Raw genomic sequence first — 23,645 nt, 5'->3', positions numbered from 1 at the left:
ATGCGCAGCCGACGCGTACGGGAGCGGATACGGGATCGGGGGCGGGCCGCCGCCGGGGAGCCCGACCGGGGCCAGGCCACGGTCGAGTTCCTCGGCATGCTGCCGCTGATCCTGCTCGTGCTGGTGCTGTGCTGGCAGTTCGTCCTCGTCGGCTACACCTTCGTACTGGCCGGAAACGCCGCCGACAAGGGCGCCCGCGCGGCGGCGGTCGGTGGCGACTGCCAGGGCGCCGCGACCGAGGACCTGCCCCAGGCGTGGGCCTCCGGCGCCGAAGTCTCCTGCCAGGAAGCGGAGTTCGGACAGCTGGCCAAGGCGACCGTGGGGCTGAAGGTGCCGGTGCTCTTCCCCGGCACGGTCAGCTTCCCGATGACGGTCACCGGCACCGGCGGCGCCCCCTCGGAGGCCGAGGAATGAGCCGCCCGGCCCGCGCGCGAAAGTTGGATACGGCTCGCGGCCTCGCGGTCTCGACCCGGTGAGAGCGGAAGCCGAAGGCGGCGCGACGGGCGAAAACATCAGCACCGCGCGGCGGGCGGCGGGCCGGGAGTTGGCCCCGCCTCCGTGCGCCGGCGGCCCTGGGGCCGTGCTCCTCCCCCGAGCCCCGCACCCCGGCGTACACCCTGCGTACGCCCTGCGTCGAACCGCGCGCCGGCCCGCCGCCCGCCGCGCGGGCGCCCTTGTCGGCGGCGTTTCCGGCCAGTACGAAGGTGTAGCCGACGAGGACGAACTGCCAGCACAGCACCAGCACGAGCAGGATCAGCGGCAGCATGCCGAGGAACTCGACCGTGGCCTGGCCCCGGTCGGGCTCCCCGGCGGCGGCGCGCGCTGCAGTGCCGGACTGGACCGCGGTGTAGGCGACCAGGCCGAGTTGGACCCCGGCGAGGGCGATGAGCAGCAGCAGCGGCAGGAAGCCGATGAACTCGATGGCCGCCTGCCCCCGGTCGCCGCCCCGACGACGCGTACGGGCCGAGGGGCGGGTACGGGCCGCCGGGCGCGTACGCGCCCGGCGGCCCGTACCCGCCCCTCGGCCCGTACGCGTCGTCGGGGCGGCGACCGGGGGCAGGCGGCCATCGAGTTCATCGGCTTCCTGCCGCTGCTGCTGCTCATCGCCCTCGCCGGGGTCCAACTCGGCCTGGTCGCCTACACCGCGGTCCAGTCCGGCACTGCAGCGCGCGCCGCCGCCCGTACGGCCTCCCAGGACGCCGGCGAGAGCCCGGCGGCGGCCGGGCGCGAGGCGATCAGCAGCTGGCTCGCCGACGGTGCCGCCTTCGCCCAGGACACTCCCGACGGAGAGGTCACCGTCACCGCCACGCTGCGGATCCCGTCCGTCATCCCGGGGGTCGACCTCGGCTCCGTACAACGTTCCTCGACCATGCCCAGAGCCGACGACTGACCCGCCTCCGAACCCCGACCCGACCAGGCCCCTCGAACACAGCCGACCACCAGCAACGCCGACCAGTCCGCCGTCCAGCCGCCCACCGGGAGAGACCATGAGCCTGAAGGCCCGCCTCACCGCACCCGAGGCCGCCTCCACCGCCCACGACGAGAACCAACTCGTCGCGGTCTTCCGCGCCAAGCTGCTGGAGGAGATCGACCTCGCCGAGATGTCCTCGCTCGCCGCGGCGGACCGTCGGGACCGGCTGGAGCGGGTGCTCGGCCACATCGTCAGCCGCGAGGGCCCGGTCCTGTCCACGCACGAACGCGCGATGCTCATCCGTCGGGTCGTCGACGAGGCCCTCGGGCTTGGCATCCTCGAACCGCTCCTCGAAGACGCCTCGATCACCGAGATCATGGTCAACGGGCCGAACCACATCTACGTCGAACGGGCGGGCCGCGTCGAGCAGTTGCCGCTGCGTTTCGCCTCCGACGAGCAGCTGATGCAGACCATCGAACGGATCGTCTCCACCGTCAACCGACGGGTGGACGAGTCCAATCCGATGGTCGACGCCCGCCTCCCCAGCGGCGAGCGCGTCAACGTCATCATCCCGCCGCTCGCCCTCACCGGCCCCACCCTCACCATCCGGCGCTTCCCGAAGTCCTACCGGCTCTCCGAGCTGATCGAACTGGGCAGCCTGGACGAGGCGACGATGCTCTTCCTCGGTGCTCTGGTCCGGGCCCGCTTCAACGTGATCGTCTCCGGCGCCACCGGCTCGGGGAAGACCACTCTGCTCAACGCCCTCTCCGGCCTCGTCCCCGAGGGCGAACGCATCATCACGGTCGAGGACGCAGCCGAGCTCCAGCTCCAGCAGCCGCACGTCATCAGCCTCGAATCGCGCCCGCCCAACGTGGAGGGCAAGGGGCAGATCACCATCCGCGACCTCGTCCGCAACTCCCTGCGCATGCGCCCCGACCGGATCATCGTCGGCGAGGTGCGCGGCGGGGAGACGCTGGACATGCTCCAGGCCATGTCGACCGGTCACGACGGCTCGCTGGCCACCGTGCACTCCAACAGTGCCGAGGACGCGCTGATGCGCCTTCAGACCCTGGCCTCGATGTCCGAGGTGAAGATCCCGTTCGAGGCGCTGCGCGACCAGATCAACAGCGCGGTCGACGTAATCGTCCAGCTCACCCGTCACCCCGACGGCGTCCGCCGCGTCACCGAGGTCGCCCTGCTGGACTCCGCCGGCCGCGAGGAGTACCGGCTCACCTCCGTCTGCCGCTTCCGCACCCTCCCCGCGACCGGGGACCGCTCCGTACGGGGCCGCTTCGAGCAGTACGCCGTACCGCGCAGGGTCGCCGAACGCCTCTATCTCGCCGGTGAGGCCCTGCCGCCCGTCTTCGGGGTCGCCGACTCCGAGCTCCAACTCGCCACCCGCGAAGCCAAGTAGGAGCCGACCGACACCGTGACCACCGCACTCCTCACCGCCGCCGGCCCCACCACCGGCGCCCCCGCCGGTGCCACCGCCAGTGCGGACGCCGTGCTCCCGTACGCCGCATCCGCCGCGGACACCGTGACCACGGCTGTGCTCCCGTACGCCGCCGGGGCGGTCCGCGACAACCTCACCACGCTGGTACTGGGCGCGGCCCTGCTCACCCTGGCGCTGGCGCTCATCGGCGGCCGGCTCTACCTCTCCGGCCGAGCCCAACAGCGGGACCTCATCGCGCGGTTCGACGACCGCAGGCCGGGTTCGCCGGCAGCCGCCGAGGGCCGACGCTTCGCCGCACTCGACCGACGGCTGCGCTCCTCCGGCTACGGGCGCAAGCTCGACCTGCGACTCGCCGCCACCGGACTCGACCTCACTGTCGGCGAGTTCACCGTCTACGTCGCGACCGCGGTCGTCGGGTTGTGGCTGATCGCCGGATCGGTGCTGGCCGCCTTCTTCGGCCCGATAGCCGGACTCCTCGGCATCTGGGCCGCGTTCGCCTTCCTCAACTGGCAGCGGCAGAAGCGCATCGACCGCTTCATCAACCAACTCCCGGAGCTTGCACGTCTGTTGGCCAACGGCACCCAGGCGGGGCTGGCGCTGCGCACCGCCATCACCATGGCGGCAGAGGAGATGGACGCCCCCGCGGGCGAGGAACTGGCCAAGGTCGCCGACAAGCTGGCCCTCGGCCACTCCGTCGACGACGCCCTCGGCGAGCTTGCCGAACGCCTGCCCTCGCGCGAACTCGTCGTCCTCGTCACCACGTTGGTGCTCTCCAGTCGCGCCGGCGGCCAGGTCGTCGACTCGCTGCGCAACCTCACCACCACCCTGGAGCAGCGCAAGGAAACCCGCCGCGAAGTCCGCACCCAGCTCTCCCAGGTCAACATGACCGCCTACTCCGTACCGCTCATCGGCTTCGGCGTCCTGCTGATGATGGACCGCACCGGCCCCGGCACACTGGACCGGCTCACCGGAACGTTCCTCGGGCAGGCCGCCGTCGTCACCGCCTTCGCGCTCTACGCGCTCGGCTTCTTCGTCATCCGCCGCATGTCCAGAATCGACGTCTGACCCGCCCCGCCCGGCCCCGGCTCACGCACCGCCACACTCACGCAAGACCACACTCACGCAAGACCACACCCACGCAAGACCTCGGCTCACGCACCACCCCAGTTTCACGTACGCAGAAGGCCCGCCCGGAACAGCCGCGGCGGCCAACTCGCCCCCGAAGGGAGGGACTTCGCCCGCCATGGCGCTGCTGCTCGCCCTCACCGCCACCCTGTGCGCCGCCGGACTCGTGTTCGGCTACCGGCTCTACCGTTCCCAGACCAAGCTGCCCGCCGACCTCCAGATCGCCCTGGAGGTGGGCGCCACCCGTACGACCCCGGTCGGTTCCGCCGTCGACCGCCTGGGAATGCGCTGGGCGCCGCTGGTGCTGCGTCTGATGGGGGAGAAGCGCGTCGACAGAGTGCGCCGCCGTATCGACTTCGCCGGCAACCCCGGCGGCCTCACCGTCGACCGCTACGCCGCCCGTCGTGCCGTCTACGGCGGGCTGGGCCTCTTCGGCGCCCTCGTCATGCTGAGCGCGGGCAACTACCTCTTCGCCGTCCTCATGGTCGCCTTCGGGCTCTTCTGGGTCGAGGTCGGCATCGCCGCCTCCATCCGAATCCGCAAGGACGAGATCGAACGCACCCTCCCGGACTTCCTCGACGTCCTCGCCGTCGTCGTCTCCGCGGGCCTCGGCTTCCGCCAGGCGCTGGACCGCGTCTCCGCCCGCTACGAGGGCCCGTGGGCCGACGAACTCCGCATCACCCTGCGGCAGATGGACATGGGAGTGAGCCGGCGCCAGGCGTTCGAGGACCTGCGCCGCCGCAACGACTCCGAGCAGGTCGCGATGTTCGTCACCGCCCTCCAACAGGGCGAGGACCTCGGCGCCCCGATCGTCGACACCCTGATAGCCCTCGCCACCGACATGCGCCGCACCGATGCCCAGAACGCCCGCAGACGCGCCGCCAAAACCGTCCCCAAGGCGACCCTGGTCATCACCACGGTCATGGTGCCGGCGACGCTGATCCTCCTCGTCGCGGGCCTCTTCCTCGGCACCGACACCGACTTCAACCGCATCACCGGCGACTGACCCACCACCCCACCCGGCCACAGACGCCACCGCCTCCCGCTACCGCCCCGCAACACTGCACCGGACGCCCCCGCCTCCGACGCCACTGCACCGGACACCGCGCCCGCCACTGAGTCCCGCACCTGGGCGCAGACCTACGGGTACGGGCGCCCCTGCAAGCCGGCAACCCGGCAACCCGGCAAGCCGGCAGCCAGCAGCCGTACGGACAACCCGGCGCCCCAGCCGTACGCGGCCAACTCCCGGCCGCACAAGGCGCGTTCGAGCCGCCCGAGCTGCGTCCCGCCGGTACGCGGCGCGTCCGGCCGTACGCCGTGTGCTGCCGGTACGCGGCGCGTCCCGCTGGTACGCGATCCTCCCCCCCCCCGTACGCGAGCTGCGTCCCTCAACAGACGGTGCCGTCCCGCCCGTACGTGCTCTGTCCGGCGATACACGGGCTGTGTACCGCCGGCAGACGGTGCCTCCTGCCCGTACGCGGGCTGCGTCCTGCGATACGCGCTGCCTCCCGACCGTTCGCGCTGCCTCCCCTGCCCACGCCCCCTGGGGCCGTACCTGCCCGCAGGCCGCGGCGGTTGGACAGAGCGCCGTGCCCTCCCGCCCACCGCCCGGACACCCAGCGCCGCACCGACTCCGAGGCACCACCGGCGCGAGCGGCTCCCGCCACGCCGTGCGCGCGCACCTGGCCCGACCCGGCTGTGCAGAACACCTCCGCCCTTGCCGCCCCGCTCCCCACCGCCCTCGGCCCTCAGGCCGTCCCCCAACTGCCGTGTGGCGTACGCGACTTGTGGCGTGCGCGACTCGTTCCCGCGCGTGTCGCGTCTCCCTCGCACCGGCCCGTACCCGTGCCGCAACCGGCGCGCGGCACCGTCGCGGGCGCCGCGACCTGCACACCTCCGCGCCCCGGGGCGCGAAAGGGGCGCGTAGGCACCGCCCGAACCGGGTACCCACCCAGCCAACGAGCGTCGTTCGCCGCGCACTTGGGCGGTGGACGGGCCGCGTCACCGCCCGCACCGGCAGGTACCGTCGGGTAGTACGCGTCCGGGGCACGCCACCGCCGAAGGGATACGCGCGATGTCCGACCACAGGTCACAGGGCTCATGGCCCGAGCGCGCGGAGTCGTCCGCCGCCGGCCCCTCACTCTGGCCGCACTCGGCGTCCGGCCGCGTGGACCACCACTCCCAGCACAGCTCCTCGCACGCCTCCGAGACGTGCAGCGCGGAGCAGAGCTCCAGCCCGGCCCCGGCGCGTCCGTCGGCGGGAGCGAGCGGTTCCGGCCGTTCCGTCGCCGACCGCTCTGCCCGCGCCGACCGGCCTGCCGACCGCGCCCCCGCCGCGTCGTCGCCGCACCCGCCGGTGGCCGAGGAGACCTCGACACCGCGTCCGCAGTGCCGGGTCGTACTCGCCGACGAGAACCCGGCCGAGCGCGCCGGTATCGTCGCCGCCCTCCACGTGCCGCCGGACGTCACCGTCGTCGCGGAGACCGTGGACGCCGAACAGGCTTGCGACGCAGCGCAGTTGTACGCCCCCGACGTCGTACTCCTGGACGTGCACACCCCCAGCGGCGACGGCGTCGCCGCGCTGCGACGCCTGGTCTCGCTCGCCCCCGTGCTGCTGCTCACCTACGACCGGGACAGCGAGATCACCCGTCAGGCGCTCTGCCTCGGCGCACTCGGCTACCTGGTCCACGGCTGCTTCACCGACGAGGAACTCGTCGCCGCCGTACGAGCCGTGCGCGACACCAGGGGCGCCACCGCCGAAGCATCCGGCGCCTCAACCGTCGCAACCGCCACGCGCGTTGGCCTCCCCGCGCACAGCCTGGAGTCCTGAACCCGTCGGCACCCGCACTCGTGTCCAGAACGTAGCCCTGAGGACGTTTCGTATGCGCAAGCCGTTGTGGCACAGTCACTCTCTGGAGAGCTGAGGCGCATCCGCTGCCGGGCCGCACCGAAGCCCGACAACCTTCCGACTCACCGCCCGAGACACCGTCCGCACCTGCGGATACGGGCGGCAGACACCCCGGAAGGGCGGCACCTCGGCCGGCGGGACCGACCAGCGAGGAGGAACGGTGATGGCGCTCCACGACCACGTCGTACCCTTCAGTTCCCTCCACTCCACCGGTTTCAATGCGCGCCCGACCGTGCAGAACCACTACAGCTGGAAGAACGAGGAGTCGCCGAAGGGGACGGTCACATATGGCTGAACCCGGCAACTCGCCCCGTACGCACGGTAACTGGCAACCGGGCCGCAACCCGGGCGAAGGCGACGAGGCGTATATTCCTCGTGTCGGCAACGTGATCGGTCGACGGGCGTCCGATCACGACAGCACTTCGGCGGCTCAGGCATCGCCATCCGCTCAGCCCGGAGAGGTAGACCAGCATGCGAGACCTTCGGCAGCGATACGAGCTAAAGGACCGAGGCCAGACGGCCATCGAATACCTAGGCATCCTCGCCGTAGTCGCCGCGATCATCGTCGTCCTGCTGGCCACGAACTTCGGTGCCACGATCGTCGAAGCGATCAACGAGCAGATCTCAAAGGTGACCGGCGCAGCCGACTAGTACGCCTTCGCCAGGAAGATTCTGGGCAGGCTTTCCCGATCTACATTGTGGTGGTCGGGGGCTTGCTCTTTCTGGCGTTCGCATATTTTGCGGTCGGCCAGGCCGTGGCGAACCGCAGTGATGCGCAAGGTGCTGCCGACGCTGCCGCCCTTGCCGCAGCTGGCGCCGCACGTTCCCATATCGCAGACGAGCTGCTGGGCGACGACCTGGATCTTGAGGAACTGGAAGAGCTGATCGAAGGGCAGCTGTTTCCGACTGCTGACGGGTGCGCCGAGGCAGACATCTTCGCGAACAAGAACGGGGCAGACGCCCAGTCCTGCACGCGACTGGCACTTCCTCAGCAGGGTTTCGAGGTGGACGTAAAAGTTCGAAGGTCTGTCGGATCGTCGATCATTCCTGGGACTGAGGGAAAGCGATCCAGCGCCTCCGCAGAAGCCGTCATTGAGCCCAAGTGCACGCTGAAAACGGAGCCTGCCGACGCCAGCGACCCCATCGAGTTGACTTGTGACGGGGAAGACTTGGTGATCGATCCAGAGGAGGACGATCCCTTGCCGCGACTGGGCGATCTCTTCACTGTGCGGCTCACCAACTGATGGACTGACTTCGAAAGGCGAACCTATGGGTACCCGGCCTGCTCGCATAGCGATGCACGCTGTAGTGGCAGCTGCGCTGTCTTGCGCTCTGGTGGCGTGCGGGGGAGGGGGTGACTCCGACTCGGACGAGGAGAAGAAGCCCGGCGACGACAAGGCTGGGAACTCGGGTGGCCGAAACACTGATGATGTGGACACCGACAAGCTGTTGGGTGAGCTCAAGGGACCGAACGGAGTAGTGGTCTCAGTTCACTCAGCGCTGCGTGACGAGGGCGGGTTCGTCACGATTCAAGCAACGCTGAACAACAAGAGCGACGAAGCTTTCGACCCTGTGCGCCTCAAGTCTCAAGAGGCAAGCATCAAGTCGAAATCCGACATCTCGGGTGCAACATTGGTTGATACCCAGGGCAAGAAGCGGTACATGATCCTGCGTGACACTGACGGGCAGTGTCTGTGCACCACCGACATCCCGCTGACGAAGGCCGGAGATAGCCGGCCAATTTTCGCTCAGTTCCCCGCACCGCCGAAGGAAGTCAAGAAGGTTCAGTTCCAGCTGCCCACGATGTCGCCAGTCGGCCTCGAACTCTCGGAAGGGTGACAGGGATGCGCCTCTCCTCCAGCCGCCGATCACTTGCAACCGGAGTCGGCGTAAGCGCTGTGGCGATAACTCTCACGATGGTCGGAGCGCCGACCGCAGTAGCCGATGAGACGCCTTACGGTCCTGCGAACGACAAGCCTCCAGTCGAGATCGACACAAACTCACCGAAACTGATGATGCGTGACGGTGCCACGCTCGACAAGGCTCGTGTCATCGACATCGTGCAGGTCGTCGAGGAGGGCGGTGGAGTGGGCGGAGGCGAGCAGCAGCCGCAGCACCGCCTCGCCGAGCACCACACGCACGACCACGCACCACCACGCGAACCACCCCTCGCAGCGCGCCCGGACCTCGGGACGAGTGTCACGCACCCTGCCGTCCGGGCAGGATTTCTGCTTATCATCCTCAATCATGCGCTCCCATACGCGTTCCCTGGTCGGGAGGGACCCTCAGCTGGAGCAGCTCGGCAATGCCCTCGCCGACGACGAAGACCACGCCCCCGCGTCCCTGTCGGGCGTCGGCGAGGCGGTGCTGCGGCTGCTGCTCGCCTCCGCCCACTCCACCGCCCTCCTCGACGACCTGCACGATGTCGATGACACGAGCCTTGTCGAGCGTGGCACCGTCACGCATCATCAGTTTCGGTGAGTTTGTGTCGATCTCGACTGGAGGCTTGTCGTTCGCAGGACCGTAAGGCGTCTCATCGGCTACTGCGGTCGGCGCCGGACGGTAGGGGCCGAGGAGGACGCCGTCGGGCGGGTCGCCGCTGCGGAAGAGCGACATCAGCGCCTCGGTGAGCGGCCGGAACGGCACCGCCGGTCCGGTGGTGCTGCTGCGTCCGCGCAGTACTCGCATCCCGTCGTTCAGCGCGCCGCCGGCCGAGGACGACGACGAGGACGAGTCGGGCAGCGGAGTCGCCGAGGAGCGTCGCGAAGAGACCAACGAGCAGACCAAGTTCACGCTCCAGGCCGAAGTTCTCTTCGGAAAGAACAGCTCGAAGCTCAACAAGAAGGTCAACTCCCGCATCGCCGACATCGCTGCCGAGATCAACAAGCAGAAGGCCAGCGAGGTCAGCGTCTACGGCTTCACCGACAACCTCGGCTCGTACGAGAACGGCAAGAGGCTGTCCCAGGAACGCGCCGAAGCCGTCCACAAGATCCTGCTGAAGTCCCTCAAGGACTCCTCGCTCAAGTTCAACATCCGTGGCTACAGCGAGGACTTCCCCATCGCTGACAACTCCACGGAAGACGGCCGAGCCCAGAACCGCCGCGTCGAGATCTCCTTCCAACGCGCCGACTGAGCAACCTCAAAGCAACGAGTGAGGGGCGGCTTCGAACGAAGCCGCCCCTCACTCGTTGCTACAGCTCCAACCGCCCGTCCCGTACGGCATCCAGCAGCCCGGCGATGCGCGCCGGAGAGCTGTGCAACACCGTTCCGGGGTCCTCGGACTCCCGGACGTGAACTTCGTCCGACGTGCGTGAACGCCCCAGCTCCATACAGTTGTTGCCTTCACTGCTGTAGCTCGACTTCTGCCACTTGACGTCGCTCATCGTGGACTCCTCAAAGGCTTTCGATGACCCGCCGGATGATGCTGCGCGATGCGTGATCGTCGACGGCTACTGACTCGAACTCCCGCATGAACGTACGGTACTTCTCAAGCTGACCCTCGGCTTCGAGGAACAACGACCCGTGCTCTGAGTCGAGTTGCACGGTGTCGAGCTGAGGCACCGGCCCGTGAGCGTAGAGGACACTCTGACCCGCACCCGGGAACGCGCCAGCGGTGAACGGGATGACCAGAATCGTGATGTGCTCGCGCTCGCTCATGTCGAGGATGTGCGCGAGTTGCTCGCGTGTCACGTCGGCCCCACCGAACTGCATCCGCAGCGCGGCCTCGTGAATCACGGCTCTGTAGGCGACGGGAACGTTTCTGTACAGCAGGTCCTGTCGCTTGATCCGGTGCGAGACCCGGAACTCGACCTGTGGTGGAGGCAGGTTCGGGATTGACTGACGGAAGACGGAGCGTGCGTAGTCCACAGTCTGCAGCAGCCCGGGCAGATGCGTCGTCTGCGCCGTTTCTATGGCACTGGCGTGGTGCTCGGTCTCCGCCAGGTCGAGGAGGCCGCTGGGAAGCGTACTTGCGTACTCGTCCCACCAGTCCTTCCTGCGCGAGGTGGTCATGGCGGCGAGCGCGTCGACGTAACCGCTGTCCGCGCAGCCGTAGTTGTAGGCGAAAGTGCGAACCCGGTCAGCGCTGATCCCGAATCGGGCTGCCTCGATGTTGCTGATCCGTGACTGGTCGAGGCCCAGCTGCTTGCCTGCTTCGGTAGCGCTGAGGCCGGCACGTTGGCGTAGTTTCCGCAGCTCGTAGCCCAGCCGACGCTGGCGTGCTGTCGTCGTAGTCCTGGGCGGCATCGATACCCCTTCGTCTGGGTGCGCACCTGAGATCCTATGTAGGTACATGAATGTACCCGATGGGGTTGAATGAGTGAGACCGAATCCCCTACTGTCGGTAGCGCATCGGTAACTCCGTTTCGTCCGGTGTCGGAAGTGCACCGTGCTGCTTGCGCGCGGCGGTACGGCATCGCCACCGTCCGGACTGTGACACCAACTCAACTTCCCCACCTCGACCTTGGGAGAACTGTGGCCACTGTCCCGCCCGCGACCCCCGCCGGCCCGTTCACTCCACCCACCAACGTCCGTCCCACCACCAACCCGCCCGACACATGGGAGTGCAGCCTTCAACTCACCAACAACCCCCGCGCGGTACGCATCGTCCGCCACTCCGTCCGCATCGCCCTGCTGACCTACGACGTGTGCCAATCAGCCGTCGAGACAGCCGAGTTGCTCACCAGCGAACTCGTCGGCAACGCCGTCAAGCACGCCGACAGCCCCATCTACGTACGAGCCCGCGCCCGCGACGGCATCGTCCGGGTCAGCGTCTGGGACAGCCACCCCGAACTGCCCGAACCTCTGCCCCTCACCACCACCGACCCATTCGGCCGCGGCCTCTACCTCGTCCACCACCTGTCCCACAACTGGGGCCGCTACTCCCTCGACTCCGACTCCTCCGGCAAGGTCACCTGGTTCGAACTCACCACCTGACCCGCTCACCCACGCACCACTCACCCCGGCTGCCCACCACGCCACCACGTGGGCAGCCACACCAGTCGCCTTCTAAAGCTCCAACCGCCCGTCCCGTACGGCCCTCAGGAGCCCCTCAACCCGTTCCGGTGAGCTGCACAACACCGCCCACGGCTCATCCGACTCCCGCACGAACACAACCCCGTCCCCGCCTGAACTACCAAGCTCCACACAGTTGTTGCCTTGGCCGCTGAACGAAGATTTCTCCCAATGAATGTGCTTCGGCGACGACATGTCAGGCAACCTCTCAGCGGCTTCGAGCGATCGAGGTGATCAGCTCACGGGATGCGGTGGGGGACAGCGCCATACGCTCGGTACGCTCCAACAGCGTTCGGTACTTATCCAGTTGGGAATCTGAGAACAAGAACTCCGCACCATGCTCGGTGTCGAGTTGGACTGTGTCCAGTCGGGGTACCGGGCCCTCGGCGTAGAGGACAGTCTGACCAGAGCCGGGCATGAGCCCTGCGGAGTAGGGAACGACGAGAACTGTGATGTGGGGGAGCTCGCTCACCTCGGCGATGTGCTTGAGCTGTTCCTTCATGACCTTGTCGTCGCCGACTCTTATACGCAGCGCAGCCTCGTGGATCATGGCGATGAACGGCAAAGGCGCTTCTCGGTACAGGACCTGCTGGCGCTTCACGCGGTGTGAGGTCAGGAACTCCACGAGTGGCGGCGACGGTGTCGGGATGTTGCTCCGGAAGACATGCCGGGCGTAGTCGACGGTTTGCAGGTGTCCCGGCAGGTACAGCACCTGTGTGCTTCGTAGCGCTGCCGCGTAGTGCTCCATCTCAGCCAGGTCCAGCATGAACGCTGGCAGGATTTCCCGGTACTCCTCCCACCAGCCGCGTGATCGTCCTGTCGCCATGGCAGCCAGCGAATCCACGAACTGGTGATCGGCACAGCCAAGCTCGTACGCAAGAGTTCGAATCCTGTCCGCGCTTACAGGGATGCGCGCGGATTCTGTATTGCTGACGCGAGACTGGGTGACGCCAAGCAGCTTCGCGGCGGCGGTAGTTGACAGGTCCGCATGCTCACGCAGTCTCCGTAGCTCGTAGCCCAGTCGTTGCTGGCGAGCGGTCGGGGCAGTCCTCTGTGCCATCGAGGCCCGTCTCCCTCTGTCGTCGGTCAGGCCAGGGGTCACCTTATCGCCACGCATGGATGACACTAGTTCAATGTTCGGTAGACATATTTCATCCCGGCCGTGTACTTTCGGTAGTGCGTCACTCACGGCACGTCGTCTGGATGTCGGAAGTACACCGTGCTGCTTGCGCGCGGCGGTACGGCATCGCCACCACCCGGACTGTGACACCAACTCAACTTCCCCACCTCGACCTTGGGAGAACTGTGTCCACCGCCCCGCCCGCGACCCCCGCCGGCCCGTTCACTCCACCCACCAACGTCCGTCCCACCACCAACCCGCCCGACACATGGGAGTGCAGCCTTCAACTCACCAACAACCCCCGCGCGGTACGCATCGTCCGCCACTCCGTCCGCATCGCCCTGCTGACCTACGACGTGTGCCAATCAGCCGTCGAGACAGCCGAGTTGCTCACCAGCGAACTCGTCGGCAACGCCGTCAAGCACGCCGACAGCCCCATCTACGTACGAGCCCGCGCCCGCGACGGCATCGTTCGCGTCAGCGTCTGGGACAGCCACCCCGAACTGCCCGAACCTCTGCCCCTCACCACCACCGACCCCTTCGGCCGCGGCCTCTACCTCGTCCACCACCTGTCCCACAACTGGGGCCGCTACTCCCTCGACTCCGACCCCTCCGGCAAAGTCACCTGGTTCGAACTGACCACCTGACCCGCTCACCCACGCACCACTCACCCCGGCTGCCCACCACGCCACCACGTGGGCAGCCACCCCAGCCGCCCGCCCAACAGGACCGCGACCGCGCACAACAGCCCCCGCCCACCGCAAACCCCTACCTCCACTACCCGCGACTCCCGCGCACCCGGCGCTCCGGCACCCTGCCCGTGCGCCTCCGCAGCCGGCTTCCCCGATCCGGACAACCGAACGTTCCGGAGGCCACTGGCCTCACCAGACCCATTGGTAGCTCAAAGCGCCTACTCGGCCTCCGCCTGCGGCTTCTTCATACACCGAGAGTCGACGCTGATGTAGATCAGTTCATTCCTCGGGTCGGGGCGCTTCCATTGCCACTCTGCGAAAAACGTGTGCTCGCTCTGCGGGTGGTGTGCGACGATCTGCGGCTGCTTGGCGGATGAGTTGGCAGGCCCATCCTCGGTGATCTTCCAGCCGTTCTTGGGTAGTTGCTCCCGAAGATTCTCCATCGCGTCCCTGTAGCTGCCCTCGGTCAGGTCGTAGATCGACCAGATATGGCTCACCGTGTAGTACTCGTCTATTTCCTTGCCCGATGCGAAACACGTACTCTCCCCGGCCCGACCCCCAGTCCTCTTGCCACTGACTCCCATCCAGTCGAGAATCTGACCCGATACGCCATCGACTGTCGTTTCCTCCTTCTGCGGGGCGCTGACTCTCGGCTCATATCCAAGTCTCTGTTCTACGGTCTGCATCTCACTGCACCCTCCGCATGTGATGGCCAAGGCCGCGACAGCGGCAATCCTCGAGTGAACTGACTTACGACGCAGAATGATCCTCACCTCTACTTCCGGAAAGCTGCAAGACGCCTCGTCGTCAACTTCCACCCCCAGCTGTCGCTGCGGCCCTATGAAGTCTGCTGCGCCGATATCGGCACAAAACCGCGTGTCCTGCAGAACGAGGCTCGCCCGCCCGAAGCGCGTTTGTTACACCACCGGGCCCAGCACGTCCGGATCACGTACTCGAATCCGGTAGAGTGAACGCCATGTCTGTGGGAATAACTATCGAGCTGGACATCAAGAATCTTTCCTCTCGTGACCAGGCCGGTCAGGTGAGGGAAGCAGTGCAAGGTGTCATGGAGGACGAGGGGATACGACGGCAGGTCCCTGCCTGGACCAGGGAAGTGGACGGGGAGTTCCTTGTTCGGGCAAGAAGCGACTTCCCGGTCATGGAAGAGGGCCAGTTCTGATCTCAGCTCTCGATCAATAGCCGGTTCGAAACAGAACAGATTAATGTGTGCCTCGGTCGTCACCGTTTCCACTGCGGCCTTCACCTGTGCCTGGAGCTCTGACTCCCAGTGCGAGAAGCCCGAGACGATCGCCTCACTGAGCACCTCCGCGCCCTCAACGATCGCAATCGACCGGCCCGTTGACAATGCAACGTACTTCGAGTCAATTCTTGGCGGTGCTCACTCGGCCGACGCTCGTTGCCTCTGACCATTGTCGGAACCGTTAATGGTGGCCGAGTATCGGTCACGGAAGTTCGACCTCCAGTAGACACGCGCATCGTGTGAATCGAGCTCATGCACGTACATGTCCACGCAGCTTCTGAGACCCTCCAATTTCAGCTGCGGTCCGCTGGGATCTTGATCCCTATATGAGTGCGTACTTCGTCAAGGCTCACGTTGGCCGCCCACCGGCCGTCCCCCTCACTCCTCTTGTTGTTCTCGATGTGGACATATACCAAGAGCATCGCGCAAGCAACGCCCGCACCCGCCAACGCCGCGATAGCACGTCGCGTTCGAACCATCACAGGTCCTATCCGTCGGACGGTTTCCGGTTATACCTCTTCGCCTTCTGGTACCTTCATGCAGCGAGAATCCACAGTCACGTAAATAAGCTCATCGTCGGGGTCTTTCTGTTTCCAGAGCCATTCGATGACAATAGTGTGATTGGATCGAGTGTGTTTTGCGACGATCTGTGGTTGCCTTGAGATGGACTCTACTTGCCCATCCCGAGTGATCTTCCAGCCATTCTTTGGGAGTTCTTTCCGGAGGTTTTCCATTCCCTCGCCGTAAGATCCCTCGGTGAGATCGTATACAGACCACCTATGGCGAACTACGTAGTATTCTTCTTTGTCTTTCTCGCTCTCGTAGCAAGGGCTGACTGCGGCCTGTCCCTCAGTCGTCGTTCCGGTAAGTTTCGTCCAGTCGAGAATTCGACTGGACATTTTGTCTACCTCTGCTGTCTCGGTGTAAGTGCTGCGAATCTCCGGGGCGTACCCCAGCTTGTCTTCCACCGTGTCGCTGAAAGAACAGCCAACTGCCGTGGCAATCAGAACGAGACTCGCAGAGGCGAGAAAATACGGCGTGAGCGGCATGGGAGGTGGAGTGGTGTCGATTGATCTCGACGGGTTCATACTGGGCGCATCTCCCCGTGATTGATCCTGAAGGGCTGCTTCTGCTCGTGCCACTGCCGGGCACTCGGAAAAAATCACGACGAAATTTGAGTGGGGCGGGCAGCCCAGCGATCACGGCGGTCGGCGGTTTGTGCCCCCACGTTGCGTATCTGGTTTCGACGCCGGTCGACACGAGCGCCTCGATCCGATTAACGGGCAGTCTGGCGTGCAGGCGTTATGTTTCTCTCGGCGCTTCGTAGCATCGTGACTCAACGATGAAATTGATCAGATCAACGTTCCCGCCGCTTCTGTTCGATCGCCAGACCGCGAACACTTTGTGGCCGGTACTCCGATTGATGGCACGCAGCTCCGGAGAATTTGCCTTACTCCCATCCCGGCCGTCTTTGGTTAGCTCCCACTCAGGCCCGTGGAACCTGTCTCGCAATTCGCTCATGGCCTCGCCGAGTGTGCCCTTGGTGAGGTCGTAGATTGACCAGAAGTGGCGAGAATAGAAGTGCTGGTCGTTTGATCCATCGACTCCGCAAGGCGTTTCAGACGCACCCTCTTCGGTGACTTCGCCTTCGACCTTCATCCACCTGACAAGTTGACTCGACAGCGAGTCGATTTCGCTGTTGGCACTCAGCGGAGAGCGGGCCTCAGGCTTGTAGCCGAGTTCATCTTCAACATTCTTTACCGCGCACCCTGTAATGAAGAGCAGGGAGCTAGCGATGCCAACGGCAAGGACGCGGTTCGCCAACCGCGGCGCAACCCTCCCGGTTCCCGTTTTCGCGCGACTGGAAAACGTTGCGCTGACGGTGGGCTTCATCGACGCACCTAGTCTCAGGACGAGAAACATTTAGGTGCCACTCTCTGGTCTGCTAACACCGATTCGTCAGGCGCATACCGTCCAACCACCCCGAGCGAGGTGGAAAACTTAGTCATGACCTGCCGAGATCGTCACCGTCGGTCCCCTGCATACAGCGTGAGTCGACATTGATTTTGATGAGCTCATTTTTAGGATCGTTTCTACGTTGCGCCCATTCGATTACAATTGTGTGTTTCGACTTCTCATGCACTGCAACTATCTGCGGGTTGCGAGCGCGCGAATTTGTCGGCTCGTCCTTGGTCACGTTCCATCCGTCGTCGGGGAGCCGTTGACGGATGTTGTCCATCGCGTCCGAGTAACTCCCTTCGCGTACATCGTAGATTGACCAAACGTGGCGGATTAGGTAGTATTTTTCTCGCTGTTCGTCCACGCTGTGGCATGTATTAACAGCGGCGTCTCCACCGGAAGTTTCACCGGAAAGTGCCATCCAGTCCCGTACCTTGCTCGAAATTTCATTGACGTGCCCTCTTTCTTCTGCGGAGTTACGTACTTCTGGGGTGTATCCTAGTTTATCCTCGACGGTATCCACAGAAGAGCAGCCTCCTAGTGTGAATAGTGCAATTAGGCACGAAGGGAGAGTGGTGTAAGGGGTGAATCCCTTGCGCGTTGATTCACTTTTGATTGATTTCGACCTCTTCATACTCTCCCACAATTACTCGTGCCTGGTTCTGGAGGCTGAGGGAAGCCTGGCCGTCTTCTCTTCGCTTCCAGTAATCGCTGTGTCCGATGGTGTCAGTTGCCATGTTTGCTGATCCGAACTGTGTGTCGGATGGGACGATCCCGCCTTCTTGGAGTGCGCTTAGTCGTCCCACGCTTGGAACTATATCGCCCTCCGCGACCATTGCCCACATGTGGTCGTCCTTAATGCCCAAGTCGGTGTGATGCTTGGCCTGCATCCCCGGACTTCCAGCGACGATTACGTCGTCAGGTCGCGCACCATTTTTCGCTGCCTCTGCGACCACCGTGCTTCCATAGCTATGCCCGACCACGGTGGTGTGTCCAGATCCTTCTGATTCATTACTGTGCGCGACCTTGGCGCCTTTGAGGAATTCGTCAAGAATGGGTCCTCCCTTAATTGCGTACGAGCCGTCTCGGGCTTCAGGGATGAGAGGGCCGTCGGCGACTGGGATTGCTGACTGTGGGGCGTCGTAGTCGAGCCAGGTGATGACAGATACTTGGTCCTTGGGCTTGATTGAGTTGCTCTCGCGCCACAGTTCGCTTGCTCGATCGATGTCGCCGCCTATTCCTCCTAGTGTTCTGAGTCGGTAGTTCTTTGGCGGTTGTAGGGTTGGGGCATGCCGGGCCCGAAGCCGTTGTCATTGGAGTTGTCCGAGCGTGAACGCCGTGTACTGCGGGGCTGGTTGCGCAAGCGGACCGCGGGGCAGGCCTTGGTGCTGCGCGCGAGGATCGTGCTGGCGTGCGCCGAGGGTCGCCCGAACGCGCGGGTCGCGCAGGAGCTCGGTATCTCGCGGGAGACGGTGCGCAAGTGGCGGTCCAGGTTCGCTGCCGACCGGCTTGAGGGGCTAATCGACGCTCCGCGTTCCGGTGCCCCGCGCCAGATCACGGACGAGCAGGTCGAGTCTCTGGTCGCCCGGACTCTTGACCAGGCACCGCCTTCGGGAGATTCGCACTGGTCGACGCGGTCGATGGCCCAGGCTGCGGGTATGTCGCAGTCGGCCGTGTCCCGGATCTGGCGGGCGTTCGGCCTCAAGCCGCACATTGTGCAGACCTGGAAGCTGTCCACCGACCCGCAGTTCGTGACCAAGGTCCGTGACGTGGTCGGCATCTACCTGTCCCCGCCGGCGAACGCCCTGGTCCTGGCCGTGGACGAGAAGTCACAGATCCAGGCCCTGGACCGAACTCAGCCCGTGCTGCCGCTGACACCGGGTACGCCGGCGCGGATGACGCACGACTACGTCCGGCACGGCACCACCAGCCTGTTCGCCGCCCTGGACATCGCCTCCGGCTCGGTCATAGCCCAGCACTACCGGCGCCATCGCCAACAGGAGTTCCTCCGCTTCCTGAAGACCATCGACGCCGCCGTACCCAAGGACCTGGACCTTCACCTGGTCTTGGACAACTACGCCACCCACAAGACCGAAGCGGTCAAGAAGTGGCTGCTGCGACACCCCCGCTTCCATCTGCACTTCACCCCCACCTCCGCCTCCTGGCTCAACCTCGTCGAGCGCTGGTTCGCCGAGCTGACCTGCCGCAAACTCCGCCGCTCGGCCCACCGCAGCGTCATCGAACTCGAACGAGACATCCGCGGCTGGATCAACGAGTGGAACAAGAACCCCAAACCGTTCGTGTGGACCAAGACCGCAGACGAGATCCTCAAAACCCTCGCCGCATACTGCACACGAACTACCGACTCAGGACACTAGAGCGTTCTGGAGCATCTATGCCGATCGCATTAATGATCTCTTCAAAAGTAGCGCCATCAGCCCAACAGCACTCTTGTTCTTCTTCGAGTTTGTGATTCATGTATTCGGACAGTGCGTAGATTGAGCCTGCGATCAAGATGCCAGCAGCGACGATTCCCGCCAATGCCCTGATGGCGACTATCTTCTTCCTGCCTGTGTCAGTGGCAATCATCCTGCTTTTTCTGTGTTCCTTCATGTCCGACTCCTCCGACGCCGTGAATCGCGTCAGCCACGCCACGATCATGTCGCCCGCGACCGACTGCTACGGAACAACCGCTGAGTGCGAGAAGAGGGGGCAGCTGGAGATCGGCAGCTCACTGACGAACGGGCATTTATTTGGCCCAGAATTCGTCTTGAAAGTTCGGCGGTCGAGGGATTTCGCGACCGGAGAAGTTGGGCCCGTTGGTCTTCGATAGCTTCGGGTCGAGCTTCGACACACGGACGCACGGGCTGACAATCGTGAAGAATGCTTGCCCGCGATAGCCGATGTTGAGTGTCAGTCTGTACCCTTGATCGGTTTTAGCGTATATCGATGGCATCTCGCGGTCGCTGTTGGCGCCCGTAATCTCGAATCCCGATTTCTCCCAATGTCTCTCCACGACGCCAAGAAAGCTTCCTCTGCGCTCCTCGGAGACATCTGTCATAACTACGCGTGTAAGAGTGACACTCTCTGTCTCTACTCCGTCCGGGTCGTAACCTCCGCATCCGCCCGAACTTACAGGGGCATGGGTCCACCGAAGTTCGGGATGAATGGCAGTTAAGGTATCTTGGAGCACTGAGTCTGCATGCTCTGCTGCCTGATTGAGGTTCATGTGAGGCGCCTTCTCCTCAGTACCAGGAATACCGCCTGCGCAACTGGATAGCGCTACAGTGACTGCGATCGCCGTGACCGAATCGCTAGCTCTCACCGGTGTTCCTTCTCTAGAAGTTTGGTTATTTTTCCTGTGACGATGAGCGCCAAGTTGTCGACCGATTCCGGGGCGTTTTCTGGAGCCAGGTAGGTTGTGTGCCTTGCCCGTGCTTTCCGGCGCCACCCACGACATACGCGCGGACCGAGAGCTAGGTCGTCATGGACCGCTCTGAAGGAACGCGGCCTGGATAGCTGGGCCGACAAGGGCTAGCAAGGCGCCGGACGGCACCAAGCGACTGCCCTACTGGGCATGCTGGGAGACGCTCTCCGTGGATTGCTCTCTGTAGAGGCCGGCCGTCAACCACTCGCGCGCGCGAAGATCCGCGCGCTCGCTCAACAGGCCATGACGTCCGTCCCCATCCTCCGTCAGGCCTGATCGAGGCAGATCAAATAGCCTCGCTACATCGCGAGGGAGCCCTGGCGGCAGTCTGGCTGGATCGCCACTAACTGTCAGTTTGCCGCGGCTAAAAAGTAGAGGATTAATTCCCCCTTCGAAATCGGCTACACCTCTTCTCCTTCTGGTACCTTCATGCAACGAGAATCCACTGCAACGTAGATTAGTTCATCTTTGGGGTCTGGCTCTTTCCAATGCCATTCGATGACAAGAGTGTGATTAGATCGAGTGTGTTCTGCGAGGATCTGTGGCTGCTTTGAGATGGAATCTACTGGTCCATCCCGAGTGATCTTCCAGTGATTCTTCGGGAGTTCCCTCCGGAGATTTTCCATTCCCTCACTGAAAGAGCCCGCGGTGAGTTGATATATGGACCACCTGTGGCGAACTACGTAGTATTCTTCTTTGCTTTTTTCGCTCTCGTAGCAAGGACTAACTGCGGCCGGTCCTTCGGTCGTCTTTCCGGTAAGCTTTGTCCATTCGAGAATTTGACTGGACATTTCGTCCACCTTGGATGTTTCGGTGTAAGTGCTGCGAAGCTCTGGGGTGTACCCCAGCTTTTCTTCAATGCTTTTCATGTTTGAGCATCCCGTAATCAATAGTGTTGCTGTCAGGGCGGTTGATGTTAGTGCGTGAGTGGGGCGTAGGTTTGTCAATCTCATTCGAGTGTCACCTTATCGTGTTTACCCATGATGACGTTAGCCTGGTTTCTTAGACTGAGTGAAGCTTCTCCACTCGACTCGCGCTGCCAGTAGGCACTATGTCCGGTTGTATCTGTTTTCATATTTCCCGCGCCGAACTCTGGGTCTGATGGAACGATCATGCCCTCTTGGAGGGCAGTCAGCCTTCCGGCTGTTGGGACTGGGTCGCCTTCGGCTGCCATGGTCCACATGTGTCCTTCCTTGATTCCTAGTTCGGAGAAATGTTTTGCTTGCATTCCGGGGCTCCCAGCGACGATGACGTCGTCAGGTCTGGCGCCGTTCTTCGCTGCCTCAGCTACCACCGTGCTGCCGTAGCTGTGGCCAACTACAGTTGTGTGTCCGGGCCCTCCCGAACTACCTTCGCGCGCTACTCCTGATCCCTCTAGGAACTGGTTTAGAGTAGGACCACCGCTTCTGGCGTAGGAGCCGTCTCTGGCCTCAGGTATGAGTGGGCCATCTGTGACCGGGATTGCTGATTGTGGAGCGTCGTAGTCGAACCAGGTGATGACTGCCACAGATTCTGTAGGTTTCACCGCGCTGCTTTCTCGCCACAAGTCATTTCCTCGGTCGATATCTCCTTCGATCCCTTCCAGGCTGGTTCCAGTTCCGGGCACGTAAACGGCGGTGTGGTCTGCTTTGTCGGGATCTCCGTCTGCGATAATCACCTTTCCGTGGCCCTCACCTCGGGTGTCAAATCCGAGGAGGTACGCCTCGGGCAGTCCGTATTTTCCGGTCTGGTCGAAGCGTTTCTGGATGTGGCCCATGCCTGTGAGGGCGGACTCCAGGTGTTTCTTTCGTTCGCCGTACTTCTCGTTCCACTGGGTCCATTCTTCGGTCACGGGCCCTGGGCCGCTCCATTTGGCCGGTGCCTTGGGGATGGACGCAAGTTCGGTCTCGTAACTCGCTCTGGTCTGGGCCAGGTTGACCCGGTTGGCTTCGTCCCGAGTTGCGGCAGGCAGGCCGTCCAGTGCTCCGATTTTGGCCGGGTGGAGTGCGAGCATCGCTTCTCGTTCCTCGGGGGAGAGGCCTTTCCACCACTTCGAGTTCTCCTTGGGAGACCCGTCCGAGGGCGGCGGCTTGATGCCATCGAGGTAGCCGTCTGCCGCTTTGTGCACCAGACCTCTGTCCGCCGCGGTGTCGCTCCAGTCCCTGTTGGAGACGGTGAGGTCGTCGTCGGCGAGGAGTTTGCGGAGCTTTGGGGCCCAGCGGGTGTCGGCTTCGGTTGCTTCCTTGATGGCGTTGGCGATGCGGTTGGCGTACTCCTGTGCGGGCCCGCTGTGGGGGTTGGGGGCGAGGCGGGCGGCCTGTCGTTCCAGCGACTTGGCGACGTCGTTGGTCTGGCCGCCGGGGTCGATCGGTCCGCCCGAACTGTTCGCGGAGCTGCGGCCCCGGGCGGTGCCGCCTGCGGGAACCTTGCCGTCGACCTTCTCGCCGGCTGCCGGGTAGGTGACTGAGCCGTCAGCGTTGACTGTGAACTTCTCTGCGTGTGCCTCGGAGACGGCTGTCGCCAGTTTCTTCTTGGCAGTGGTCAACTCTGTGCTCAGAGCGTGCAGTGAGGTGCTGATGAGGCCGCATTCGACCTGGATGTAGTGGAAGTTCTTGCCAAGGGCAGTGAGTTGGGCCTGCGCAGCGGTAGCTGCCTTGCCCTCCACCTTGGTTCTGAGTTTCGCGGAGATGTCGCGCTCGATGCGTTCGCGGTTCACCTGGGCGACGTTGCTCGCAGAGCGGTACGACTTTGCTGCTTCGGAGAAGTCGGCGGGACGTAGCGCGGAGAGAGTTTTGTAGTCCATGGTCTGCGGTTACTTCCCCTGCTTCTGGCCGCCGAGTTCGGGGGTGTCCTTGTAGCGCCGGGAGAGGGAGGTGAACGAGTCCCGGACGTCCTGCTCGTTCCCGGACTGGTCGCTCCCCGCCTTTTCCAGTGCGCTTTCCAGAGTGGTGCAGCGTTTGTTGACCTGCGTCATGTACGTCTTCCAGGAGCGGAAGAGAGCACGTTGGGCTGCTCCGGACTCGGTTTCCGGTGTCCCGCTGCCGCCGCTGAAACCTGACTGGTCCTTCTCGAGAGAGGCGAGCGGCTTGGCTGTGTTGGAAGGAAGCCCGCCGACCGATTTCGCCGCCTGCCGCCAGGCGGCTCGGTCGGACTTCATCTGGCCCGACGTGCCCGAAGCGTCACCCGAGCCGTCGGCCGAGGCCAGTTTGGTGCGGGCGGCATCCGCCTTCAGTTGGGCCCACTCTTCCTGGAACGTGGTCATCAAATGCTCCGTGTGCCGATGTTGACGGGGCGTGG

30 protein-coding genes and 1 pseudogene are annotated in these 23,645 nt (G+C 64.3%); 14 read left to right on the top strand and 17 right to left on the bottom strand.

Going from position 1 to position 23,645, the window contains the following annotated elements:
- The gene (locus JGS22_RS02945; RefSeq protein ID WP_216814820.1) at positions 1-414 is read left to right on the top strand and encodes a TadE/TadG family type IV pilus assembly protein; all 414 of its coding nucleotides are present in this window, start codon (positions 1-3) and stop codon (positions 412-414) included.
- Here JGS22_RS02945 and JGS22_RS27280 read toward each other — a convergent pair.
- Complete coding sequence (locus tag JGS22_RS27280; protein WP_372454296.1) at positions 374-886, bottom strand: TadE/TadG family type IV pilus assembly protein; 513 nt, start codon at positions 884-886, stop codon at positions 374-376. The genes JGS22_RS02945 and JGS22_RS27280 overlap by 41 nt on opposite strands.
- On the opposite strand from JGS22_RS27280, the gene JGS22_RS25865 reads away from it, so the two are divergent.
- From JGS22_RS25865 to JGS22_RS02905, 8 genes and pseudogenes are all read left to right on the top strand, one after another.
- Entirely contained in the window at positions 866-1,390 is a 525-nt protein-coding gene (locus JGS22_RS25865; RefSeq protein WP_236073005.1) for a TadE/TadG family type IV pilus assembly protein, read from the top strand. The genes JGS22_RS27280 and JGS22_RS25865 overlap by 21 nt on opposite strands.
- Positions 1,391-1,487: 97 nt before the next feature.
- On the top strand, positions 1,488-2,825 hold the full coding sequence (locus JGS22_RS02935) for a TadA family conjugal transfer-associated ATPase (protein WP_211043216.1): 1,338 nt from the start codon (positions 1,488-1,490) through the stop codon (positions 2,823-2,825).
- Positions 2,826-2,960: 135 nt separating this feature from the next.
- Positions 2,961-3,929: a type II secretion system F family protein gene (locus JGS22_RS02930; protein ID WP_211043218.1), complete on the top strand. Its 969-nt coding sequence runs from the start codon at positions 2,961-2,963 to the stop codon at positions 3,927-3,929.
- A 178-nt stretch (positions 3,930-4,107) separates the two neighbouring features.
- Entirely contained in the window at positions 4,108-4,995 is an 888-nt protein-coding gene (locus tag JGS22_RS02925; protein ID WP_211043214.1) for a DUF5936 domain-containing protein, read from the top strand.
- Positions 4,996-6,063: 1,068 nt separating this feature from the next.
- Entirely contained in the window at positions 6,064-6,819 is a 756-nt protein-coding gene (locus JGS22_RS02920; protein WP_211043271.1) for a response regulator, read from the top strand.
- Positions 6,820-7,368: 549 nt separating this feature from the next.
- Complete coding sequence (locus JGS22_RS02915; RefSeq protein WP_211043275.1) at positions 7,369-7,548, top strand: Flp family type IVb pilin; 180 nt, start codon at positions 7,369-7,371, stop codon at positions 7,546-7,548.
- A gap of 35 nt (positions 7,549-7,583) precedes the next feature.
- A pseudogene (locus JGS22_RS02910) lies at positions 7,584-8,141 on the top strand (pilus assembly protein TadG-related protein); the annotation flags it as partial.
- A gap of 187 nt (positions 8,142-8,328) precedes the next feature.
- Entirely contained in the window at positions 8,329-8,736 is a 408-nt protein-coding gene (locus tag JGS22_RS02905; protein WP_236073003.1) for a hypothetical protein, read from the top strand.
- A 161-nt stretch (positions 8,737-8,897) separates the two neighbouring features.
- Here the strand turns inward: JGS22_RS02905 and JGS22_RS02900 are convergent, their stop codons facing one another.
- Positions 8,898-9,146, bottom strand: coding sequence for a hypothetical protein (locus JGS22_RS02900; protein WP_216814818.1), 249 nt, complete (start codon positions 9,144-9,146; stop codon positions 8,898-8,900).
- On the bottom strand, positions 9,139-9,366 hold the full coding sequence (locus tag JGS22_RS02895; RefSeq protein WP_216814817.1) for a hypothetical protein: 228 nt from the start codon (positions 9,364-9,366) through the stop codon (positions 9,139-9,141). Before JGS22_RS02895 ends, JGS22_RS02900 begins: the two co-directional genes overlap by 8 nt.
- A 157-nt stretch (positions 9,367-9,523) precedes the next feature.
- Here JGS22_RS02895 and JGS22_RS02890 point away from each other — a divergent pair, with 157 nt between their 5' ends.
- Positions 9,524-10,030, top strand: coding sequence for an OmpA family protein (locus JGS22_RS02890; protein WP_308405484.1), 507 nt, complete (start codon positions 9,524-9,526; stop codon positions 10,028-10,030).
- Positions 10,031-10,088: 58 nt separating this feature from the next.
- Here JGS22_RS02890 and JGS22_RS02885 read toward each other — a convergent pair whose 3' ends face one another.
- Together JGS22_RS02885 and JGS22_RS02880 are read right to left on the bottom strand one after the other, a co-directional pair.
- Complete coding sequence (locus JGS22_RS02885; RefSeq protein WP_211043769.1) at positions 10,089-10,280, bottom strand: DUF397 domain-containing protein; 192 nt, start codon at positions 10,278-10,280, stop codon at positions 10,089-10,091.
- Positions 10,281-10,290: 10 nt separating this feature from the next.
- Positions 10,291-11,142, bottom strand: coding sequence for a helix-turn-helix domain-containing protein (locus JGS22_RS02880; RefSeq protein WP_211043771.1), 852 nt, complete (start codon positions 11,140-11,142; stop codon positions 10,291-10,293).
- A 228-nt stretch (positions 11,143-11,370) separates the two neighbouring features.
- On the opposite strand from JGS22_RS02880, the gene JGS22_RS02875 reads away from it, so the two are divergent.
- Positions 11,371-11,832, top strand: coding sequence for an ATP-binding protein (locus JGS22_RS02875; RefSeq protein WP_216814816.1), 462 nt, complete (start codon positions 11,371-11,373; stop codon positions 11,830-11,832).
- A gap of 72 nt (positions 11,833-11,904) precedes the next feature.
- Here JGS22_RS02875 and JGS22_RS02870 read toward each other — a convergent pair whose 3' ends face one another.
- The gene (locus JGS22_RS02870; RefSeq protein WP_211043748.1) at positions 11,905-12,105 is read right to left on the bottom strand and encodes a DUF397 domain-containing protein; all 201 of its coding nucleotides are present in this window, start codon (positions 12,103-12,105) and stop codon (positions 11,905-11,907) included.
- A 13-nt stretch (positions 12,106-12,118) separates the two neighbouring features.
- Positions 12,119-12,970: a helix-turn-helix domain-containing protein gene (locus tag JGS22_RS02865; protein WP_211043750.1), complete on the bottom strand. Its 852-nt coding sequence runs from the start codon at positions 12,968-12,970 to the stop codon at positions 12,119-12,121.
- Positions 12,971-13,215: 245 nt separating this feature from the next.
- Between JGS22_RS02865 and JGS22_RS02860 the strand changes: the two genes are divergently transcribed.
- The gene (locus JGS22_RS02860) at positions 13,216-13,677 is read left to right on the top strand and encodes an ATP-binding protein (protein WP_216814815.1); all 462 of its coding nucleotides are present in this window, start codon (positions 13,216-13,218) and stop codon (positions 13,675-13,677) included.
- 263 nt (positions 13,678-13,940) lie between these two features.
- Here JGS22_RS02860 and JGS22_RS02855 read toward each other — a convergent pair whose 3' ends face one another.
- Complete coding sequence (locus JGS22_RS02855; RefSeq protein ID WP_211043078.1) at positions 13,941-14,408, bottom strand: hypothetical protein; 468 nt, start codon at positions 14,406-14,408, stop codon at positions 13,941-13,943.
- Positions 14,409-14,698: 290 nt separating this feature from the next.
- Between JGS22_RS02855 and JGS22_RS02850 the strand changes: the two genes are divergently transcribed.
- Complete coding sequence (locus JGS22_RS02850; RefSeq protein ID WP_211043080.1) at positions 14,699-14,902, top strand: hypothetical protein; 204 nt, start codon at positions 14,699-14,701, stop codon at positions 14,900-14,902.
- Between the two features lie 590 nt (positions 14,903-15,492).
- Here the strand turns inward: JGS22_RS02850 and JGS22_RS02845 are convergent.
- The 4 genes from JGS22_RS02845 to JGS22_RS02830 form a co-directional block, all read right to left on the bottom strand.
- Positions 15,493-16,149, bottom strand: a complete 657-nt coding sequence (locus tag JGS22_RS02845) for a hypothetical protein (protein WP_211043082.1) — start codon at positions 16,147-16,149, stop codon at positions 15,493-15,495.
- 136 nt (positions 16,150-16,285) lie between these two features.
- The gene (locus JGS22_RS02840) at positions 16,286-16,876 is read right to left on the bottom strand and encodes a hypothetical protein (RefSeq protein WP_211043084.1); all 591 of its coding nucleotides are present in this window, start codon (positions 16,874-16,876) and stop codon (positions 16,286-16,288) included.
- A gap of 112 nt (positions 16,877-16,988) precedes the next feature.
- On the bottom strand, positions 16,989-17,465 hold the full coding sequence (locus JGS22_RS02835) for a hypothetical protein (RefSeq protein ID WP_211043086.1): 477 nt from the start codon (positions 17,463-17,465) through the stop codon (positions 16,989-16,991).
- Positions 17,466-17,547: 82 nt separating this feature from the next.
- Positions 17,548-18,150 (bottom strand): alpha/beta hydrolase, encoded by a 603-nt coding sequence (locus JGS22_RS02830; RefSeq protein ID WP_236073350.1) that lies wholly within the window; start codon positions 18,148-18,150, stop codon positions 17,548-17,550.
- An 81-nt stretch (positions 18,151-18,231) separates the two neighbouring features.
- Here JGS22_RS02830 and JGS22_RS02825 point away from each other — a divergent pair, with 81 nt between their 5' ends.
- On the top strand, positions 18,232-19,320 hold the full coding sequence (locus JGS22_RS02825; RefSeq protein ID WP_211043833.1) for an IS630 family transposase: 1,089 nt from the start codon (positions 18,232-18,234) through the stop codon (positions 19,318-19,320).
- Here JGS22_RS02825 and JGS22_RS02820 read toward each other — a convergent pair.
- From JGS22_RS02820 to JGS22_RS27535, 5 genes are all read right to left on the bottom strand, one after another.
- Positions 19,301-19,555, bottom strand: coding sequence for a hypothetical protein (locus JGS22_RS02820; protein ID WP_211041288.1), 255 nt, complete (start codon positions 19,553-19,555; stop codon positions 19,301-19,303). The two genes, JGS22_RS02825 and JGS22_RS02820, sit on opposite strands and share 20 nt — an antisense overlap.
- Positions 19,556-19,691: 136 nt before the next feature.
- Positions 19,692-20,003 (bottom strand): hypothetical protein, encoded by a 312-nt coding sequence (locus JGS22_RS02815; protein ID WP_211041287.1) that lies wholly within the window; start codon positions 20,001-20,003, stop codon positions 19,692-19,694.
- Between the two features lie 767 nt (positions 20,004-20,770).
- Positions 20,771-21,238: a hypothetical protein gene (locus JGS22_RS02810; RefSeq protein WP_211041286.1), complete on the bottom strand. Its 468-nt coding sequence runs from the start codon at positions 21,236-21,238 to the stop codon at positions 20,771-20,773.
- An 80-nt stretch (positions 21,239-21,318) separates the two neighbouring features.
- On the bottom strand, positions 21,319-23,151 hold the full coding sequence (locus JGS22_RS02805; protein ID WP_211041285.1) for an alpha/beta hydrolase: 1,833 nt from the start codon (positions 23,149-23,151) through the stop codon (positions 21,319-21,321).
- A 9-nt stretch (positions 23,152-23,160) separates the two neighbouring features.
- Positions 23,161-23,610: a hypothetical protein gene (locus JGS22_RS27535; protein WP_211041284.1), complete on the bottom strand. Its 450-nt coding sequence runs from the start codon at positions 23,608-23,610 to the stop codon at positions 23,161-23,163.
- Positions 23,611-23,645 lie beyond the last annotated feature (35 nt).

The organism is Streptomyces tardus (genome assembly GCF_018101125.2).
Taxonomy (GTDB): domain Bacteria; phylum Actinomycetota; class Actinomycetes; order Streptomycetales; family Streptomycetaceae; genus Streptomyces; species Streptomyces tardus.
The sequence above is the reverse complement of the archived record's forward strand: the minus strand, read 5'-3'. Positions and strand labels throughout refer to the sequence as shown.

Bases quoted from the DNA above. Each gene is read 5' to 3' on its own strand.
- JGS22_RS02945 (WP_216814820.1), top strand. From the start codon at position 1: ATGCGCAGCCGACGCGTACGGGAGCGGATACGGGATCGGGGGCGGGCC.
- JGS22_RS02935 (WP_211043216.1), top strand. From the start codon at position 1,488: ATGAGCCTGAAGGCCCGCCTCACCGCACCCGAGGCCGCCTCCACCGCC.
- JGS22_RS02925 (WP_211043214.1), top strand. From the start codon at position 4,108: ATGGCGCTGCTGCTCGCCCTCACCGCCACCCTGTGCGCCGCCGGACTC.
- JGS22_RS02920 (WP_211043271.1), top strand. From the start codon at position 6,064: ATGTCCGACCACAGGTCACAGGGCTCATGGCCCGAGCGCGCGGAGTCG.
- JGS22_RS02915 (WP_211043275.1), top strand. From the start codon at position 7,369: ATGCGAGACCTTCGGCAGCGATACGAGCTAAAGGACCGAGGCCAGACG.
- JGS22_RS02900 (WP_216814818.1), bottom strand. From the start codon at position 9,146: ATGATTGAGGATGATAAGCAGAAATCCTGCCCGGACGGCAGGGTGCGT.
- JGS22_RS02895 (WP_216814817.1), bottom strand. From the start codon at position 9,366: ATGATGCGTGACGGTGCCACGCTCGACAAGGCTCGTGTCATCGACATC.
- JGS22_RS02885 (WP_211043769.1), bottom strand. From the start codon at position 10,280: ATGAGCGACGTCAAGTGGCAGAAGTCGAGCTACAGCAGTGAAGGCAAC.
- JGS22_RS02880 (WP_211043771.1), bottom strand. From the start codon at position 11,142: ATGCCGCCCAGGACTACGACGACAGCACGCCAGCGTCGGCTGGGCTAC.
- JGS22_RS02870 (WP_211043748.1), bottom strand. From the start codon at position 12,105: ATGTCGTCGCCGAAGCACATTCATTGGGAGAAATCTTCGTTCAGCGGC.
- JGS22_RS02865 (WP_211043750.1), bottom strand. From the start codon at position 12,970: ATGGCACAGAGGACTGCCCCGACCGCTCGCCAGCAACGACTGGGCTAC.
- JGS22_RS02855 (WP_211043078.1), bottom strand. From the start codon at position 14,408: ATGCAGACCGTAGAACAGAGACTTGGATATGAGCCGAGAGTCAGCGCC.
- JGS22_RS02850 (WP_211043080.1), top strand. From the start codon at position 14,699: ATGTCTGTGGGAATAACTATCGAGCTGGACATCAAGAATCTTTCCTCT.
- JGS22_RS02840 (WP_211043084.1), bottom strand. From the start codon at position 16,876: ATGAAGCCCACCGTCAGCGCAACGTTTTCCAGTCGCGCGAAAACGGGA.
- JGS22_RS02825 (WP_211043833.1), top strand. From the start codon at position 18,232: ATGCCGGGCCCGAAGCCGTTGTCATTGGAGTTGTCCGAGCGTGAACGC.
- JGS22_RS02820 (WP_211041288.1), bottom strand. From the start codon at position 19,555: ATGAAGGAACACAGAAAAAGCAGGATGATTGCCACTGACACAGGCAGG.
- JGS22_RS02815 (WP_211041287.1), bottom strand. From the start codon at position 20,003: ATGACAGATGTCTCCGAGGAGCGCAGAGGAAGCTTTCTTGGCGTCGTG.
- JGS22_RS02810 (WP_211041286.1), bottom strand. From the start codon at position 21,238: ATGAAAAGCATTGAAGAAAAGCTGGGGTACACCCCAGAGCTTCGCAGC.
- JGS22_RS02805 (WP_211041285.1), bottom strand. From the start codon at position 23,151: ATGGACTACAAAACTCTCTCCGCGCTACGTCCCGCCGACTTCTCCGAA.
- JGS22_RS27535 (WP_211041284.1), bottom strand. From the start codon at position 23,610: ATGACCACGTTCCAGGAAGAGTGGGCCCAACTGAAGGCGGATGCCGCC.